We start from the raw sequence: 17,401 nt of genomic DNA, 5'->3' as shown, positions 1-17,401 counted from the left end.
CGGTCTGAAGGTTTATGGACACAACACTCCACATAACTCCACATAAAAGGATCAGTCCATGTCAAAAACGCTTCTTATCACCGGTGCCTCTTCCGGTATCGGTGCCGCAACGGCCAAAGCTGCCGCTCATGCTGGCTGGAATGTCGCATTGCTGGCACGTTCGACAGACAAACTGACGGCACTTGCCGCCGAAATAGGTGAGCGCGCGCTGGCCCTGCCCTGCGACGTGACCAAGCGGGAAGAATTGGCAGAAGCGGTCAACAAAACGGTCGAGAAATTTGGCGAGTTGACCGCAGTATTTGCCAATGCCGGGACAGGCGTGAACACGCCAGGAACCGAAAATGGCGACCCTGAAGAATGGCACGATATGATTCACATCAATATCCTCGCCGTTCTTTACACTGCCCATGCGACTTTGCCAGAATTGCGTAAAACGAAAGGGCAGTTCATCGTGACCGGGTCGAAAGCCGGCCGGGAGCACTTTAAGGGGTCAATTTACAGCGCAACCAAATGGTTCGTGCACGGCTTTGCCGGCAATCTTGCAGAAGAAATGCGTGAGTGGGGCGGCCGGTGTACTGTGATTTCGCCTGGCATGGTGAATACCGACTTTTTCGACGAGCCAAAACCTACCAAATTACAGCCCGGTGACATCGCGGATGCCGTGGTATTTGCACTGGAGCAGCCTAAAACATCCTCTGTCAGGGAAATTCACTTGATGCCCAATGACTAAGTCAGACGGTTAAGAACGTCCTCCAAATGACCAAGAGCGGCGCGCGTGAATGCTTCCATATTAGCGATACGCGCGTCGCTGTTTGTTCTCGTGATCTTGACCCATTGGCCATTTGGCCCCGCAACCGCCGCACAGCTTGTGCCAGATGCTGCTCCGCCGGGATGGATACTACCTCCCGCAGAACCGCTCTCGGCAAGGCCCCAGTCAGCGTGGAAATTTTCTCTGATGGAGCGCGCCTGAAGCACCGCGTAGTCGGCGCCCGTGCCGTGCATCCCCCTATATGCCTCGCGCGGCCGGTCGAACAGTATGTCCCGTGCACGCAGCGAATAGACCACGCCGCCACCGACAAAGAAATTAAGCGCGCCCGGGACAGTCAGCAGCGACGCCGCAATCAGACCGCCGGTTGCGCCATCGGCCACGGCGATTTTTTCGCCCCGCGCGCGCAGCAGAGCGGCGATACGCCCAGCCTGCGGGTGCAGCTCGTCCAACATCAATCCGCCTTCCCGGCGGTGCGCGTCAAAGGAAAAAGGGACTGCTTCGTCAAGCCCATCGGGAGCGTTCCGGGGAACCGGCCACTATCCGGCAAGCGCAACCGCGTGGACTGCCCGCGCAATGCCCGCCCCAATTGTGGATGATTTGCCATATCGGCGCTGCCTTCCTGCCGGTGTCTGGTCGATCATTACCGCGCGTTTTGATGTATGATGTGACGCATATTTGGCGGACCTACCTGCCCGTTAGCCTGATAGTGATAGGCAACAATCGCGGCGACAATCCGGTGCATGAATTCCATTCGAACCGAAATGGGCGTTGCGGTACGGCCGATCAAGACAGCCACTGCGTAGCGGCGCCCGTCCGGAGCGGTTAGAATACCGGCATCATTATAGCCTGTCTGCTCGCCGATAACCCCCGGCGGAACCGTGTCGAGAACCTGTCCGGTGCCAGTTTTATGGCCAATCGACCAGCCCGCAGGCACGCCGCCTTTCAGCCTGTTTGGACCGCTTTTCACATCGTCAAGCAACCCGAGCATGATTGATGTGGTATCGGGCTGTAACAGTTCGCCTTTGGCCAGCCTGCCGAGCGCCTCCTCTATGGCCGCAGGCCGCGCGCCATCGACAGGGTTCGCTACATAACTATCAAATGCCGCCCTGCGCTGTGCGGCGGGTACTGCCTTGCGCATATCAAAAAACCGTTTGCCGATGGACATTGACGGGTCCCACTCCAGCGCGGCGAGTGTGCTTTGCATCTCGCGCTCACCGGGCCCAAATCTGATCCCGTCCAACCCCGCATGTGACAAAGTGTTGCGTACCCCCGGCGGCCCCCCGACACGTTTCAGCAGCATGTCATTTGCGGTGTTGTCGCTTTCGGTGATCGCCCGCCGCAGCAGATCAGCATAATCCGTGTGGTACGATCCGCGTGCTAGCATGATTTTGCGGATCGGCTGGTGGAACACGGTGAGATCACTGCGCAATACTGAAACCCGCTCACGCAATCGCAGTTCGGCGCTATCAACCCTTTGCAACGCAGCAAGCGCCACCCATAATTTGCTAAGACTCTGCTGCGGAAACATCTGTTCGCCATTGACATGGATCAAGCGGTCGCGCTCTATATCGTAAACTGCAACGCCGAGTGACCCGTCAAACGCATTGGCTTCGGCGATCAGCGTTTCTTGCAGCACGCGCTGTTCCGCAGGCAGTGTTTCTTCGGCAACAGGTTCTGCAATAGCGGCGTTTTGTGGTTGGCGCTGCGCCGCCTCATCTTGATCATCACTATCGCAGGCGGAGAGCAATACGCATGCCGCCGCGAAAAACGCCCGACGCAGCGTCACCCGGCCGCCTTTACGATCTCTGCCCAGCCCGCTTCATCGATAGTTTTAATACCCAGATCGGCGGCTTTTTTCAGCTTGCTTCCAGCGCCGGGCCCCGCAACCAGCATATCGGTTTTTGCGCTGACCGAACCCGATGTCTTCGCGCCGAGCCGTTCAGCCTGCGCTTTCGCCTCATCCCGGCTCATCGTTTCGAGCTTGCCCGTGAACACCACCACTTTGCCCGCAACCGGGCTGTCGAGTGTTTCAACCTCGTAACGCGGCGGACTGACTTCGCGGAGCAAATCGTCCCACACGGCGACATTATGCTCTTCGTGAAAGAAATCCCCCAGCGCCTCGGCAACGGCGCTGCCGATCCCGTCAATCGCAGTGATTTCGGATTCGCTGCTAACTGCGGTTTCACGCGCTGCTTCGGCGGCGGTGCGGATATCGGGCAGAGTATGAAACGCTTTCAGCAGATCACGTGCGGTGACGGCACCGACATGCCGAATACCCAAACCGAACAGCAACCGCGCAGCATCGGGTTGACGCTTGGTTTCGATAGATTCGATCAGCTTGTCGACCGATTTTTCCTGCCAACCCTCAAGCGCCATTATGTCCGCTTTCCGGCCATGCAGCCGGAAAATATCTGCCGGACTCTCGAGCCAGCCTAGGGCGAAAAACTGGTCGATCGTTTTCTCACCAAGTCCATCAATATCAAGAGCGCCCCGGCTGACGAAATGCTTGAGCCGCTCGGTACGCTGGGCTGGACAGATCAAGCCGCCGGTACAGCGTACATCCACCTCGCCCTCCTGCGCAACGGCCTCGCTATCGCATTCAGGGCAGCGTTCGGGGAAATGGTAGGGATCGCGCATGACATCGGGAGTCAGGTTTTTGACCACTTGCGGGATCACATCACCGGCGCGCTGTACCTGCACGCGGTCACCCGGCCGCACGCCCAGCCTGCCAATTTCATCACGGTTGTGCAGCGTGACATTGGTGACAGTAACGCCGCCCACCAATACTGGCGCAAGCCTGCCAACCGGGGTCAGCTTGCCTGTGCGGCCCACCTGAATATCAATGCTTTCCAGCGTCGTTTCCGCCTGTTCCGCCGGGAATTTGCGCGCAATGGCCCAGCGCGGAAACTTGGTTACAAAGCCAAGGCGTTTCTGCCAGTCGAGCCGGTCCACCTTGAACACTACGCCGTCTATCTCATATGGCAGATCAGGCCGTACGGCATTGATCTGTTCATAATGGGCCAGCATTTCCGCCAGAGTTTCGCAGCGTTTGAACAGCGGAGACACAGGGATGCCCCACGCCTGCAGCTGATGTACGATTTCGGTCTGCGTTGCGCCCGGCAGGGCGGATACATCCCCCCAGCCATGCGCCCAGAATTCTAGCGGGCGCTTGGCCGTGATGCTCGCATCCTTCTGACGCAGCGATCCCGCGGCGGCATTGCGCGGGTTGGCAAATAGTTTCGCATCCACCTTTTGCTGCGCAGCATTGAGTGCAGCAAAATCAGCGCGGGACATGTAAACTTCGCCGCGAATTTCGAAGATTTCTGGCGCACTGCCGGGCAGTTGCTGCGGGATATCCGGGATGTGGGTGACATTCGGCGTTACATCTTCACCCACCTGTCCATCCCCGCGTGTGGCCGCGCGAACCAGCGTGCCACTTTCATAACGAAGCGAGCAGGACAGGCCGTCGATCTTATCCTCTGCGGTAAAAGCAATTGGCTCATCTTCGGCCAGGTTGAGATAGCGGCGAATACGCGCGACAAACTCCGCTACTTCCTCGTTATTGAACGCATTGTCGAGGCTCATCATGCGAACCTCATGCGTCACTTTGCTCAGCGGAGACGCCGCGACCGCATGGCCAACTTTCTGGCTGGGGCTGTCAGGCCGCACCAGATGCGGAAACGCCTCCTCCAGCTCCCGGTTGCGGCGGATCAGCGCATCATATTCCTGATCCGATATCTCCGGCGCATCCTTGGCATGATACAGCGCATCATGCCTCGCAATCTGCCTGGCAAGGCGCATGAGTTCGTTTGCGGCGTCGGGTTCGGAGACCATCTACACCCCTTCCAGCAACCGCACTGCCTGCGCCCTAGCCTCCGGCGTTACTTCCGCGCCAGACAGCATCCGGGCGATTTCTTCTTGGCGGGCATCGGCATCGAGCAGGCCGACCGATGTGCGCGTCACGGTACCCTCGCTCGACTTGGCGATCATATAATGCTCGCCGCCACGTGCGGCCACTTGCGGGCTGTGCGTTACAGCGAGCAATTGCCCGCCGCTTGCCAGCCGTGCCAGCCGGTCACCAATCGCAGAGGCCACAGCCCCGCCGACGCCGCGATCAATTTCGTCGAAGATAACCGTTGCCGCGCCGCCTTTCTCCGCCAGAGCCACTTTCAGCGCGAGGATAAAGCGTGACAGCTCGCCGCCCGATGCGATTTTATTGAGCGGCGCAAAGGGCGCACCCGGATTGGTCGAAATCAGAAACTCAACACTGTCCATCCCGGCCGCGCCCCAGCGATCTTCGGGCAAAGCCTCAACCGCAGTCTGGAATTTTGCCGCGTCCAGCTTGAGCGGAGCCAGCTCAGCCGCCACCGCCTTATCCAGTTTCAGCGCCGCATTGGCTCGCTTCTCGTGCAAGTTTCGCGCCGCCGCCAAATAGGTTTCACCCGCAGCTCTTGCGGCTTTCTCTAGCGCGCCCACCCCTGCCTCACCGCTTTCGATCGCATCCAGTTGCGCGCGCATCTCCCGCATCAGCGCGGGCAACGCCTCTACATCGCAGCGGTGTTTTCGGGCCGCTGCGCGCAGTTCAAACAGCCGGGTTTCGGCCTCGTCCAGCGCCACCGGATCGTGGATTAAAGAATGCCCCGCAGCGGTCAGCTTATCCTCCGCCTCGCCCGCCTCAACCACCGCGCGGTCGAGCGAAGCCAGCGCGTCGGACAGCAACGGGTGCTCCTGCGCAATCCGGTCCAGCTTACGCGCCGCACTGCGTAGCAATGCGAGTGGCGATTTTGATCCATCCCAGATTTTGCGCAACTCTTCCAATTCGCCTTGCAGCCGCTCGCCCTTTTGCATGTCAGACCGCAGTCCCGCCAGTTGCGCTTCCTCGCCCGCGATAGGGCGCAATTCTGTCAGTTCCGCAAGATGCGCGATCAGCAGATCTTCATCCTCCTTCGCCTGATCAATACTCGCCTTCGCCTCGGCCAGTTTCGCTTCCGCCCCGCGCCAAGCCGCCCAAGCAGCAGATACGGCATCGACATTGCTGCCAGCATAGCGATCCAGCAACCGCATGTGCCCGCGCGGATTGACCAGTCCGCGATCATCGTGCTGGCCGTGAAGCTCGACCAGAAAGCCCGCCATTTCGCGCAGCAGAGCGACACCAACAGGCTGGTCATTCACAAATGCCTTGGACCCGCCATCTGCTTTCAGCCGCCGCCTGACGATCAGCGGTTCGCCCGGCTCCACGTCAATTTCGGCATCATCCAATATGGTCTGGATCGCTTTGGGCAATATGCCGAATTCAAATGTGGCGGTCGCGCTCGCTTGATCGGCACCCGCGCGGATCAGGCCCATATCGGCGCGGTTGCCCAATACCAGCCCGACCGCATCAAGCAGGATCGACTTGCCCGCGCCCGTTTCCCCCGTCAGCACCCCCAGCCCGCCGGCGAAATGCAGGTCAAGCGCCTCGATCAGAACGATATTACGAATGGCAAGCTGCGTAAGCATAACGCGCGACTCACTAGCCCATGCACAGCCCCGCGTCACGGTGGCGCAGATATTTGCGAACAATTCTTTGGCGCCCGGATATCCGCCAGCTCTGCGGCGCGGGAGACCAGATTGATCATTCGTGCCAGGTCGCGGCCACCCCCCGATGAAACCGCCTCTCCAGCAAACGCTTGCGATATCCCGGGCGCGCCAAGCCGCTTTATGATTTGGCATACGTGACTGGTCAGATGCGTGACTGGCCAGATGCGTGACTGACCATATGCGTGACTGGCCACATGGCCGCGCCCAATTCATCCCGCAGATTGGCTGCCCTGTCCCGCCCCCGAAAGGCGTCCAGCCGGGTCAGCTCGCAGTAACAGCCGGGGCCTTGTCGCCAATCAGATCATAGGCCTTTTCATACCAGTCGCTGCCGGGATAATTGCTGCCCAGTACCGCCGCATATTTCATGGCTTCCTGAGGGACACCCAGCGCCAGGCTGCTTTCGGTGAGCCGGTACAGTGCTTCGGGCGCGTGGCTGGTCGTCTGATAGTCATCAATCACGTTCTGGAAGCGGATTTGCGCCGCCAACCACCGGCCGGACCGCTGATAATGCCGCCCGATTTCCATTTCCTTGCCCGCCAGATGATCATTGACCAGGTCAAGCTTGAGCCGCGCATCGGAGGCATATTCGGTCGTCGGAAAACGGCGTGTCACCTCAGTCAGTGCAATACGCGCCTGCTCGGTAATTTTCTGGTCACGGGTGACATCGCTGATCTGCTCATAATAACTAAGCGCGATCAGATAATACGCGTAAGGCGCGTCTTTATTGCCCGGGTGGATTGACAGGAAACGCTGCGAACTGGCGATGGCCTTGTTGTAATCGCGCGCCACATAATAGCTGAAACTGCTCATCAATTGCGCGCGGCGCGCCCACGGCGAATACGGATGCTGACGCTCCACCTCATCAAACAAAGCCGCCGCCACCGGGGCATTTCCCTTATCAAGCAGGCTCTTTGCCGAACCGTACAAAGTTTCCACATCGCGCGCGATATAGGCGGTATCATCGGTGCCGCCGCCACCCGTTGCACACCCGGCCAGGAACAAAACCCCCGTACATAAAGCAGATGCCGCAATGGCGGGTTTAGAAAACAGCCCGGAAGACAGGCGCGGACGACGTGAAGCGTTGGTCATGGGCCCGCTATACCCGCCCATATGCTGAACGCCAAGTGAAGGTTGCACCCTTATCCCGCAAGTTCGCAAAACAGCAGAATTTCGGAGCCACAAGCAGAGGCAGAATCGGGACTTGAAGCGAGCGAAGAATACTGCCGTAAGGCTGTAGGAAAGGGACACATGGGACACAGTACAAAAGGCAAAACTAACGGAGGCGGCGTTCGGACGAAAAATAGCGCAATAGCAAAGCGTTAGAGAGGGAACGAGCGGTTGCATCCAAGCGGTTTAGCCTGGTGTGGCGGGAGTAGGAAAGAGGAGAAACTGGCCGGTCAAAAATGGCTTGGAATGGACCGATTCGCGATCCTCCACCTAGGCTCAGGACTCATTGATCGAGCCACAAGATTACGGTGGCAGCGATACAGATGGCGGACATGACGGTGTGGATGCGGCGCCAGTGCTTTAATCTGCCGAACATGTTCTCAATCTTGTGCCGCTGGCGATAGAGCGCCTTATCGTGCGGGATGTGGACTTTACGATTGGCCTTTGACGGGATGCAGGCGTCGATGTTCCGGTCAGCCAGTGCTTCCCGAAACCAGTCAGCATCATACCTTTTGTCACCGAGCAAGGCCTTGACCTTGGGAAAGGCGCCGATCATCAGCGCCGCCATGGAATCAGATCCAAGCGGAATAGTGAATCCCTTTGATAGGTCCTGAGCCTAGCCTCTTACAACCAATACCACCACCCACCCCAAAATCACTTCTTCCGCTTCTTCCGCGCCGCGTATTTCGCATCCCGCGCAGCTTTCTTTTCGGCTTCGGTTGGTACGGCGACCTCGGCAGCGGCTTTTTCTTCCGCCTTTTTTGCAGCCTTGGCTGCTTTGGCTTCGGCGATGGCGGCTTTGCGGGCGGCGCTTTTTTCGGCGGCGGCGGCTTTGCGGGCTTCCCCTGCCGCCTTGCGCCGGGCCAGCTCCGCCTCGTCAACCGGCGTTTTCGCGCGGGCGGCGAGTTTCGCTAGCGCCTTGGCGCGGGCTTTCTCTGCGCGCGCTTGTCGCTCCTGAAAGGTGGGTTCATTATAGCCAGCCATCGTTGATCGTACTCTCTGTTATGGGTTGTCGGTCTGGGGTAGTAGCTTGGGGGAACAGCTTTAGGGGGGTGGTGGGAAGCAGCTTCGGCGTGGAACTTGCGGTGGGCGCGGGGATGCTACTCATCGCCCATGCGAAGGGCGGCGATGAAGGCTTCCTGCGGGATACTGACATTGCCGTATTCGCGCATTTTGGCTTTACCCTTCTTCTGCTTTTCCAGCAGTTTCTTTTTCCGGCTGATGTCTCCGCCATAGCATTTGGCAGTCACATCTTTGCGCATTGCGGCGATGGTTTCGCGGGCAATGACTTTGCCGCCAATGGCCGCTTGAACAGGGATTTTGAACAGGTGGCGCGGGATCAGGTCTTTCATCCGTTCGCAAATATGGCGGCCGCGCGCCTCGGCCACGCCGCGATGGACAATCATGCTAAGCGCATCGACCGGTTCATTATTCACCAGAATGCTCATTTTCACCAGATCGCCTTCACGCAAACCGATTTGTTCGTAATCAAAACTGGCATAGCCGCGCGAGATGCTTTTGAGCCGGTCGTAGAAATCGAACACCACTTCATTGAGCGGCAATTCATAGGTCACTTGCGCGCGGCCGCCCACATAGGTCAGGTCTTTCTGCACGCCGCGCCGGTCCTGGCATAGCTTCAGGATAGAGCCGAGATATTCGTCAGGGGTGTAGATCACCGCCTTGATCCACGGCTCCTCGATCATGTCGATCCGGCTGGGATCGGGATAATCGGCGGGGTTATGCAGCATCAGCTCGCGCGCATCGTCGGTCCGCGATTTATTGAGCTGCATGCGGTAGACGACAGACGGCGCAGTGGTAATCAGATCAAGGTCATATTCCCGGGTCAACCGCTCCTGAATAATCTCAAGATGGAGCAGGCCGAGGAACCCGCAACGAAACCCGAAACCCAGCGCAGCACTGGATTCAGTTTCAAAAGTAAAGCTCGCATCATTGAGCCGCAATTTGGCGATGCTTTCGCGCAGCTTCTCAAAATCCGCCGCATCAACCGGGAACAGCCCGCAGAACACGACCGATTGAACGTCCTTATAGCCTGGCAAAGGCTCGGTCGCGCCCTGTTTCACGGTGGTAATGGTATCACCCACGCGGGCCTGTTCGACTTCCTTGATCTGCGCAGTGATAAAGCCGATTTCGCCAGGGCCAAGTTCTGGCAACTGGGTGATTTTCGGGCTCATACAGCCAACACGGTCGACCAGATGCTCGGTTTCGCCGATCATGAATTTGACGTTGAGACCCTTCTTGATCACGCCGTCAATCACGCGGACGAGGATAACCACACCAAGATACGGATCGTACCAGCTATCGACCAGGCTGGCCTTGAGCGGGGCCTCACGCGCGCCCTTGGGCGGCGGGATTTTAGCCACCACCTGCTCGAGGATTTCCTCAATCCCGATACCGGATTTTGCGGAAGCAAGGACGGCTTCGGATGCGTCGAGACCGATCACATCCTCGATTTCCTTGCGCACCTGCTCCGGCTCGGCAGCGGGCAGATCGATTTTGTTGATGACGGGCACAATCTCGTGGTCATGCTCGATCGACTGATAGACATTGGCGAGCGTCTGCGCCTCAACCCCTTGCGCCGCATCGACAATCAGCAGAGCGCCTTCACATGCGGCGAGGCTGCGGCTGACTTCATAGGCGAAATCGACATGGCCGGGCGTGTCCATCAGATTGAGCTGATAGGTCTCACCATCCTTCGCGGTGTAGGACAGGCGCACGGTTTGCGCCTTGATGGTAATGCCCCGCTCCTTCTCGATATCCATATTATCAAGCACTTGCTCGGACATTTCACGGTCAGTCAGGCCGCCGGTAAATTGGATCAGCCGGTCCGCCAGCGTGCTTTTGCCGTGGTCAATATGCGCAATAATCGAAAAGTTTCGTATATTCTGAAGGTCAGTCATAAATCGCCGCAATGGAGTAGGAAAACACGATATAGCGTTTTACCTCCCCTTAGCGAGAGACAATTATCCTGTCAGCAGCTTCTCATTCAGAATAACCGGGCGAACCACGTCAGTCACCCTTGCTGTTCAAGTCAATCTGCATAAATTGCGGGCGTGAACCGGTTTGGTTGTGGCCGCCACTGACGAGCGGGTAACTGCCCGGTGGAAGTGCGGCAAGCGGCATGCCAGCGGCAGCCAGTGAATACGGGTTTACCCGGTGGCGTGTACACAATCCGTCGGCCCCGTCGCTAACCAGAGCTGTTTCAAACTGAAGCCCCTGGGTCGCGCCAGAACTGCGGCGCACGGTTCCTATAACCAGCTGCCCCTGCCCCAAATCCAGTACCAGATCGGTCCCGATTGGCACATCCAGTATGCCCTCTATCATCGCGCCGGTTTTGGACAGGTTACGCAGCACGGCATCATACCGGTGATCTTCATGGATGACACCAATGCCGCGGAACACTGTCCGCCGGTCTGCGCGGTGTTTTGATGGACCGGAGGGAACAAATTCAAGTTCGCCCCGCTCCAACCGGCTCACAACGTCTTGCTGCGGCATGGCCTTGGCATAGATCCAGCCTTGGACGAGAGTGGCGCCCAGGCTGGTGACTAACGCCAATTCGTCCTGCGCTTCGACGCCCTCGGCGACGGTTTCCATGCCCAACGCCTGGGCCAGACTGACAATCGCAGTGATGATTGCTGCGTTATTATTGTCATTTTCCGTCGAGCCGCGAACGAAGCTCTGGTCAATTTTTATCTTGTCGAAGGGAGCATCGCGTAAATATCCAAGCGATGAATATCCCGTGCCAAAATCATCCAGCGCCAGCCGGACACCGATTTCCTTCAATTCGGCAAAGGTCCGTTTGGTGGCGTAGGGGTCGCCCATGAAAACACTCTCGGTGATTTCAAGTTCGAGACGGCTTGGAACCAGGCCAGGTGCTGACAGGGCCCTGCGGACGATGTTCGGGAAGTCTTCGTTATTAAACTGCACCGCAGACACATTCACCGTGACGCTTAATGCGCTGGGCCAGAGCATAGCGTCCTTGCAGGCTTGCATCAGAGCGAACTCGCCGAGGTCTGAAATGATGCTGGTTTCTTCGGCGATCGGAATGAATTGGCTCGGGCGAATCCATCCGCGCTCAGGATGTTTCCACCGCATCAGCGCCTCAAAGGCGCGCACCGTGTTGGTGCCCGCCTGAACCAGCGGCTGATAATGCATTTGGATCTGCTGCTGCGTAAGGGCATCGCGAAGGTCCTCCTCGATCTCCTTACGTCGGCGCGCCCCGTCTTTGAGATCGCTTGAATAGAAGCGGAACTGGCCGCGGCCACCACCTTTCGCAGCGTAGAGAGCCAGATCGGTACTGCTGACCAGCTCGTCCGTCTCGATCCCGTCATACGGCGCAATCGCGATACCGACCGAGGTGCCTATGATTGCGCGGCTGCCATTGACGGAATAGGGCTGCGAAATCATCTGAATGAGCCGGTTGGCAAGCTCGCCCAACCGTCCGCGATCATCGATATCCGGCAGCATAACCAGAAATTCATCACCGCCAAGCCGGCCTATCTCGCCCATATCTCCAACGATTGCCTTAAGCCGCTGCGCAACCTGTTTCAGCAGCTCGTCACCGGCAGGGTGACCCAAAGTATCGTTCACCTGTTTGAACCGGTCCAAATCCAGCATCATTAAGGCACAGCTACGCTTGGCCGCCTTATAGGCGGTCAATGTGGCAATCATCTTGGTTTCCATGCGGTGCCGGTTAGACAGGCCGGTCAGGGCATCAAATTGGGCCAATCGGGACGCATCACGGTCCCGCTGGCGGCGGTGCGTGATATCCTTGGCCGTACCGCGATAACCAATAAACGTCTTGTCATTGATGAATTGCGGCTTGCCGGAAATCGCCCACCAGACAGGGTGTTCGGCCGCCTGATCGTGCTGCACACGCACGGCAAGATCCGAAAAGGCGTTACGCGCGCTGATCAGGAACGGCAGCGGACGTTCGGTCTTGTCGGTCTCGTCATGATCCTGCGGCACGAATAAAGAGCCAAAAGCCGAGCCGAGAACCTCGTTCTCTGGCTTGCCCAAAGATTTGGCGGCATTGTTCGACAGATACGTCACCCGGCCATGAGCGTCCGTGGCCCAAAACCAGCCCAGCCCCAGATTTTCAAAGCTGTCAAACAATTCAAGACGCTGCTTGGAATCGCTTTTCGCGATCGAGCTAATGGGTTCCGAGCCCAGTTCGGGCGCGGGGAAATTGGCCAGCCGGGACAGAAAATTACCCTTGGCCATGATATGACTCCACAAGACGGATTACGTCACTCATGCCCGTTTCCTCGGCTCATCAGTATCAGCGAGTGTCGTTTTTTTAGGGATTAGAACGGATGGCTTTTGCGGTTCATCCAGCTTTACCGGCATGGCGAAACGTACGCCCATTCTTTCCTGAACGCTCCAGACCGTCTTGATCGGAACGATCTGTTTTTCACTCAATGCGAGATTGAACTCGGTTCCTTCGGGCACATTCCAGAGCCCTTCCACCAGCGCCCCGCTCACCGACATGTTGCGAATGGTCGCATTGTAATATTGCCCGCCAGTCTCCAAAACAACCTTGCGCAGCATGGTATGTCTGTGGGCACGGGCCGAACGCGGTCCGGCAGCAGACATTTTCGGACCGGTTTGAAGCAGTGCGGTCGCCGCGTCTGAATTCATCGCTTTGGCATAGATATAGCCCTGAATATGACTGCATCCGAGCGACCGCACCAGGTCAAGCTCGTCCAGCGTCTCGACGCCTTCGGCGGTGGTATCCATGCCCAGATCGCGGGCCAACCCGGTAATCGAAGAAATGATCGCGCCGTTCAGGCTACCGGCCTCTGTCGCCCCGCGAACGAAGCTTTGGTCAATTTTGATTTTGTTGAACGGCGCTTTCTTAAGATAACCAAGCGATGAATAACCGGTGCCAAAATCATCAAGCGCCAGGCGGACGCCAATGTTTTTAAGAGCGGCGAACATGGCCTGCGTACCGTCATTGTCGTTGAGAAAAACGCTTTCGGTAATTTCCAGTTCGAGCCGCGATGGATGAATACCGGCATTGGCCACAGCATTGGTGATAACCGACGGCAGTTGCGGATTGGCAAACTGTACGGTGGATACGTTGACGGCACAGCGAATATTTTCCGGCCACCGGGCCAGATCATCACAGGCAACGCGGATGGCCCATTCGCCGATGGCATTCACCAGCCCGGTATCCTCGGCAACCGGGATGAATTTGGCTGGCGAAAGCCAACCCTTGGTCGGATGTTCCCAGCGGATTAACGCCTCGAAACCGGCAATGACTTCATCCTCGGCATAGACCACTGGCTGGTAATGCAATTGCAGGCCGCCATTGGCGATCGCATCGCGCAGATCCTCTTCCAGCTGGCTGCGTTCTTCAGCGGCGGAATGCAGATCCTTGGAGAAGAAATGATACCGCCCGCGCCCGCCATCTTTGGCCGCATAAAGCGCCAAATCGGCGTTTCGGATTATGTCATCACTCGTCAGCCCGTCATCGGGCGAGCGCGCGACACCCACCGACGCGCCGATAACCACGCGCTGTCCAGAGATGGAATAGGGCTGGGACAAGGAGTGGATAATTTCATGCGCCAACTGGGCCAACTCATCCACTGTCGAACGCCCGGGGATGATGACCTGAAATTCATCACCGCCCAAACGGCCAACCCGGCCGTTTTGCCCCACAGCCCTGGTCAGCCGTTCGCTTACCTGTTTGAGCAAAGCGTCGCCTGCAGGATGTCCAAATGTGTCATTGACATGTTTGAAGCGGTCCAGATCCAGCAGGAACACGTTACATTCACGGTGCCGTTCCTGCGGCGCTTTCAGAATTTTGGAGAGCGTCTCCTGCATCTGGAAACGGTTGGCAAGACCGGTCAGGGAATCGAATTGGGCCAAACGATTGACGTTTTCTGCGCTGCGCTTCTTCTCTGTCAGATCGGTTCCCGAGCCACGGAACCCGACAAAATTGTGAAAGCCATCATAGGCGGGGCGTCCGCTAACCGACCACCAGCGATCTTCATCGCTGATATTGGCTTTAACGCCCAGCTCCTTAAATGCAGACCGGGCTGACATCTGGAATGCAAGCGTGCGTTCCCCGTCCGTGTCGCCAGCTTTTATATCAAACAGATCGGTGAACGGACGGCCGAGTATCTCGGTTTCCTTTCGGCCGGTTACGGCAATGATCGACGGGGATATGTAAGACAGCATTCCGCGGCGGTCGGTTTCCCAAAACCACCCCTGTCCGGTTTCCTCGTAATCGCGCAGAATATCTTCGGCGCGGTTGCGTTCACGTTCTCTCGCCTCGGATCGCTCGGTGCGGAGGCGATTGGACCTGGCCTGATGGCGACCGACAAGAGCGGCAATACCCGTGGCAAAGGTAAATGCCAGAAACGCTTCTGCCCGGCCGTCAATAAATGCGATTGGCGCCCAACTGGTCAACTGCCCGACGAATTGCTGCATGACACGTTCATTCAGAAGCGTCGCTGCGATTGCGTTAACCGATACAAGACCGGCCAGCGCCCACGGCCAGGCCAAACCGCCATGCACTGCCCACCATCCGAAAACGAAGCCTGAACAGCCCAGTGGCAGCAGAATGGCGATCCAGCTGCCGATACGCAGAGGCTGTCCGGTGATGCGGCCCTCGCGCTCTCTCTTTGCCAGGCCGTTACCTACAAACGCGGCCATTATCGCCAGAGCTGTCGCGATAAAAACCGACCAATGCGGGATTTGCGCGGCCAGAGCGGCTGCCAGCGGCATTCCTGCTATGGCTGGCGCTGCGACCCACCGCCAGTCTCTTGGCATCAAAAATTTCTGGCTGATCTGAAAATGCTCGGCTGACTGCGGCGGCCGGTTTGCCCCGCTGCGCCGCTGATCTCCGGTGCGGCGATCCGGGGCAGCTTTCGGTTTTTCGGACTTCGCTACAGGCTGGCCCGCCGCGTGCTTTTTCGCACCAAACTGGCCAGGTTGCACAGGCGAACGACCACGTCTGGCTGGTTGGCCAGATGCAGCTCGGCTCGTATTACGCGGTTCGCCCATTGCGCCGCCATGCCTGAATCTTTTTGAAAAACGGTTAATGTGCGCAGATTTGCCTCCCCGCGCGGCACACACCTTTTGCCCCGGCTTGCCATTCGTCAGGCTGCGGTGCATGAGACTGCAAAAAGGTAAGGCAGGAGCGACTATGCCAGAGAGCACCAAACTGGAAGACGAGGCAGCACAATCTACCACTGCATTGGGGCCGATGATCGGTCTGGCAAGAGAAGACTTTGTTGGCGCCATTGCCTTGCTGCTGAGGGAAACTGCGTCGGACCCAATGCGATCGATGAAGCATGCCCAGGAAATGGGTCAGGACATGGTCAAGATCATGACCGGCAAGTCTGAGCTTTCGCCGGATCCGAAGGATAAGCGTTTCCGTGATCCGGCGTGGCAATATAACCCGTTTTTCCGCGCCGGGGCGCAATATTATCTCGCCGTGCAAAAAGGCATGAGCAATTGGCTGAACGAGCTGGAATTGGACGAATTGGAGCGTGACCGCGCCAATTTCATTTCCAATATCATCATTGATGGCCTGGCCCCCACGAATACTCTGATTGGCAACCCCACTGCGCAAAAACGCCTGGTCGACAGCGGCGGCCTCAGCCTCGTGAAGGGGTTGAAAAACGCGTATAATGACATTGTTCACAACAAGGGCATGGTCAGCCAGGTCGATAAACGTCCGTTCAAGCTGGGCGAGAATGTCGCGACATCAAAGGGCGCAGTCGTTCTCCGCACGGAGATTATGGAGCTCATCCATTACGCGCCAACAACCGATGAAGTGTATGAGATACCGCAACTGACCATCCCGCCACAAATCAATAAAATGTACATCAACGACCTTTCGCCCGAAAAATCAGTGGTGAAATGGCAGGTGGATAATGGCATCCAGACATTCGTCATATCCTGGCGTAATCCGACCAAGGAACAGGGCCATTGGGATATGGCCGATTATGTCGCGGCCTGCCGCACGGCGATGGAAGCGGCTGCGGCGATTACCGGCGCGAAAAAGGTTAATGTGTCAGCGGGCTGTTCGGGCGGACAGACCGCAGCCATGCTCGCCAGCAAAATGGCCGCCGACAAGGATGATCTGCTCGGCGCGCTCACTTTGATGGTATGCGTTCTGCACCCGAAACAGAACGACATTGAAGCGGGTTCGCTGGTCAGCGAAAACGGCATGCAGCTCGCGCGTCAGCGCGCGGCCAAGAAAGGCGTGATCAAAGGTGATGATCTGGCGCGCGGTTTTGCCTGGCTAAGGCCGAATGATCTGATCTGGAATTACGTGATCAACAATTATCTGCTCGGCGATGATCCGCCGGCCTTCGACGTATTGTTCTGGAACGCAGATGCGACCAATCTTTCGGCCAGCCTGATGGGTGATTTCCTGACCGCGTTCGAAACACTGGCTTTCACCCGCAAGGGCGAGGTTGAGATGATCGATCACATGGTCGATTTGTCCAAAGTGACCAGCGACCTGTTCATTCTGGGCGGCGTAACCGACCATATCACGCCGTGGAAAGCGACATACCGGTCCACGCAATTATTTGGCTCGAAAGATGTCACCTATGTGCTGAGCCAAAGCGGGCATATGCAAGCGATCCTTAATCCGCCCGGCAATCCGAAAGCCAAATATTTCACGCAGAAAAAAGCGGGCAAACTCCCCGCGACCGCCGATGAATGGCTGCAGGGCACCAAAGAAGTCGCCGGCAGTTGGTGGCCGCTATGGGCACAGTGGGTAACCAAACGCGCTGGCGAGAAGAAAGCCGCACCCAAAAAGCTTGGTAATGCGAAATATAAGCCGCTCGATCCGGCACCAGGTCTTTACGTATCTGAAGATGTATAGGCCGTAAACACGCGCGC

General features: G+C 57.7%; 12 protein-coding genes. 2 read left to right on the top strand and 10 right to left on the bottom strand.

What is annotated here, in order from left to right; all coding sequences use genetic code 11:
* Positions 1-58: 58 nt before the first annotated feature.
* Positions 59-730, top strand: a complete 672-nt coding sequence (locus WA922_RS12375) for an SDR family oxidoreductase (protein WP_424772014.1) — start codon at positions 59-61, stop codon at positions 728-730.
* Here the strand turns inward: WA922_RS12375 and WA922_RS12370 are convergent.
* The 10 genes from WA922_RS12370 to WA922_RS12325 all read right to left on the bottom strand — a co-directional run bounded on the left by WA922_RS12370 (position 727) and on the right by WA922_RS12325 (position 15,313).
* Positions 727-1,221: a CinA family protein gene (locus WA922_RS12370; protein WP_424772013.1), complete on the bottom strand. Its 495-nt coding sequence runs from the start codon at positions 1,219-1,221 to the stop codon at positions 727-729. The genes WA922_RS12375 and WA922_RS12370 overlap by 4 nt on opposite strands.
* 188 nt (positions 1,222-1,409) lie before the next feature.
* Positions 1,410-2,555: a serine hydrolase gene (locus WA922_RS12365; RefSeq protein ID WP_424772012.1), complete on the bottom strand. Its 1,146-nt coding sequence runs from the start codon at positions 2,553-2,555 to the stop codon at positions 1,410-1,412.
* The gene (ligA, locus tag WA922_RS12360; RefSeq protein ID WP_424772011.1) at positions 2,552-4,603 is read right to left on the bottom strand and encodes an NAD-dependent DNA ligase LigA; all 2,052 of its coding nucleotides are present in this window, start codon (positions 4,601-4,603) and stop codon (positions 2,552-2,554) included. The genes WA922_RS12365 and ligA overlap by 4 nt, the downstream gene beginning before the upstream one ends.
* Positions 4,604-6,268, bottom strand: coding sequence for a DNA repair protein RecN (recN, locus tag WA922_RS12355; RefSeq protein ID WP_424772010.1), 1,665 nt, complete (start codon positions 6,266-6,268; stop codon positions 4,604-4,606).
* A gap of 342 nt (positions 6,269-6,610) precedes the next feature.
* Positions 6,611-7,438 carry an outer membrane protein assembly factor BamD gene (locus tag WA922_RS12350; protein WP_424772009.1) on the bottom strand — a complete coding sequence of 276 codons (828 nt, stop codon included), beginning with the start codon at positions 7,436-7,438 and terminating at the stop codon, positions 6,611-6,613.
* Positions 7,439-7,799: 361 nt separating this feature from the next.
* The gene (locus tag WA922_RS12345) at positions 7,800-8,084 is read right to left on the bottom strand and encodes a hypothetical protein (RefSeq protein ID WP_424772008.1); all 285 of its coding nucleotides are present in this window, start codon (positions 8,082-8,084) and stop codon (positions 7,800-7,802) included.
* Between the two features lie 86 nt (positions 8,085-8,170).
* Positions 8,171-8,500, bottom strand: coding sequence for a DUF6481 family protein (locus WA922_RS12340; protein ID WP_424772007.1), 330 nt, complete (start codon positions 8,498-8,500; stop codon positions 8,171-8,173).
* 116 nt (positions 8,501-8,616) lie between these two features.
* The gene (lepA, locus tag WA922_RS12335; RefSeq protein ID WP_424772006.1) at positions 8,617-10,434 is read right to left on the bottom strand and encodes a translation elongation factor 4; all 1,818 of its coding nucleotides are present in this window, start codon (positions 10,432-10,434) and stop codon (positions 8,617-8,619) included.
* Positions 10,435-10,543: 109 nt separating this feature from the next.
* Positions 10,544-12,757, bottom strand: coding sequence for an EAL domain-containing protein (locus WA922_RS12330; RefSeq protein WP_424772005.1), 2,214 nt, complete (start codon positions 12,755-12,757; stop codon positions 10,544-10,546).
* 30 nt (positions 12,758-12,787) lie between these two features.
* The gene (locus tag WA922_RS12325; protein ID WP_424772004.1) at positions 12,788-15,313 is read right to left on the bottom strand and encodes an EAL domain-containing protein; all 2,526 of its coding nucleotides are present in this window, start codon (positions 15,311-15,313) and stop codon (positions 12,788-12,790) included.
* Between the two features lie 376 nt (positions 15,314-15,689).
* Here WA922_RS12325 and WA922_RS12320 point away from each other — a divergent pair, with 376 nt between their 5' ends.
* Positions 15,690-17,384 carry a PHA/PHB synthase family protein gene (locus tag WA922_RS12320; RefSeq protein WP_424772003.1) on the top strand — a complete coding sequence of 565 codons (1,695 nt, stop codon included), beginning with the start codon at positions 15,690-15,692 and terminating at the stop codon, positions 17,382-17,384.
* Positions 17,385-17,401 lie beyond the last annotated feature (17 nt).

Source organism: Pontixanthobacter sp. (genome assembly GCF_049682855.1).
Classification (GTDB): domain Bacteria; phylum Pseudomonadota; class Alphaproteobacteria; order Sphingomonadales; family Sphingomonadaceae; genus Pontixanthobacter.
Note: the sequence above shows the minus strand (reverse complement) of the source record. Positions and strands in the feature narration are given on the sequence as shown.

What these genes read in the sequence shown, in the direction of transcription:
- WA922_RS12375 (WP_424772014.1), top strand. Translation starts at nt 59, where the DNA reads ATGTCAAAAACGCTTCTTATCACCGGTGCCTCTTCCGGTATCGGTGCC.
- WA922_RS12370 (WP_424772013.1), bottom strand. Translation starts at nt 1,221, where the DNA reads ATGTTGGACGAGCTGCACCCGCAGGCTGGGCGTATCGCCGCTCTGCTG.
- ligA (WP_424772011.1), bottom strand. Translation starts at nt 4,603, where the DNA reads ATGGTCTCCGAACCCGACGCCGCAAACGAACTCATGCGCCTTGCCAGG.
- recN (WP_424772010.1), bottom strand. Translation starts at nt 6,268, where the DNA reads ATGCTTACGCAGCTTGCCATTCGTAATATCGTTCTGATCGAGGCGCTT.
- WA922_RS12350 (WP_424772009.1), bottom strand. Translation starts at nt 7,438, where the DNA reads ATGACCAACGCTTCACGTCGTCCGCGCCTGTCTTCCGGGCTGTTTTCT.
- WA922_RS12345 (WP_424772008.1), bottom strand. Translation starts at nt 8,084, where the DNA reads ATGGCGGCGCTGATGATCGGCGCCTTTCCCAAGGTCAAGGCCTTGCTC.
- WA922_RS12340 (WP_424772007.1), bottom strand. Translation starts at nt 8,500, where the DNA reads ATGGCTGGCTATAATGAACCCACCTTTCAGGAGCGACAAGCGCGCGCA.
- lepA (WP_424772006.1), bottom strand. Translation starts at nt 10,434, where the DNA reads ATGACTGACCTTCAGAATATACGAAACTTTTCGATTATTGCGCATATT.
- WA922_RS12330 (WP_424772005.1), bottom strand. Translation starts at nt 12,757, where the DNA reads ATGGCCAAGGGTAATTTTCTGTCCCGGCTGGCCAATTTCCCCGCGCCC.
- WA922_RS12325 (WP_424772004.1), bottom strand. Translation starts at nt 15,313, where the DNA reads ATGCCAAGAGACTGGCGGTGGGTCGCAGCGCCAGCCATAGCAGGAATG.
- WA922_RS12320 (WP_424772003.1), top strand. Translation starts at nt 15,690, where the DNA reads ATGCCAGAGAGCACCAAACTGGAAGACGAGGCAGCACAATCTACCACT.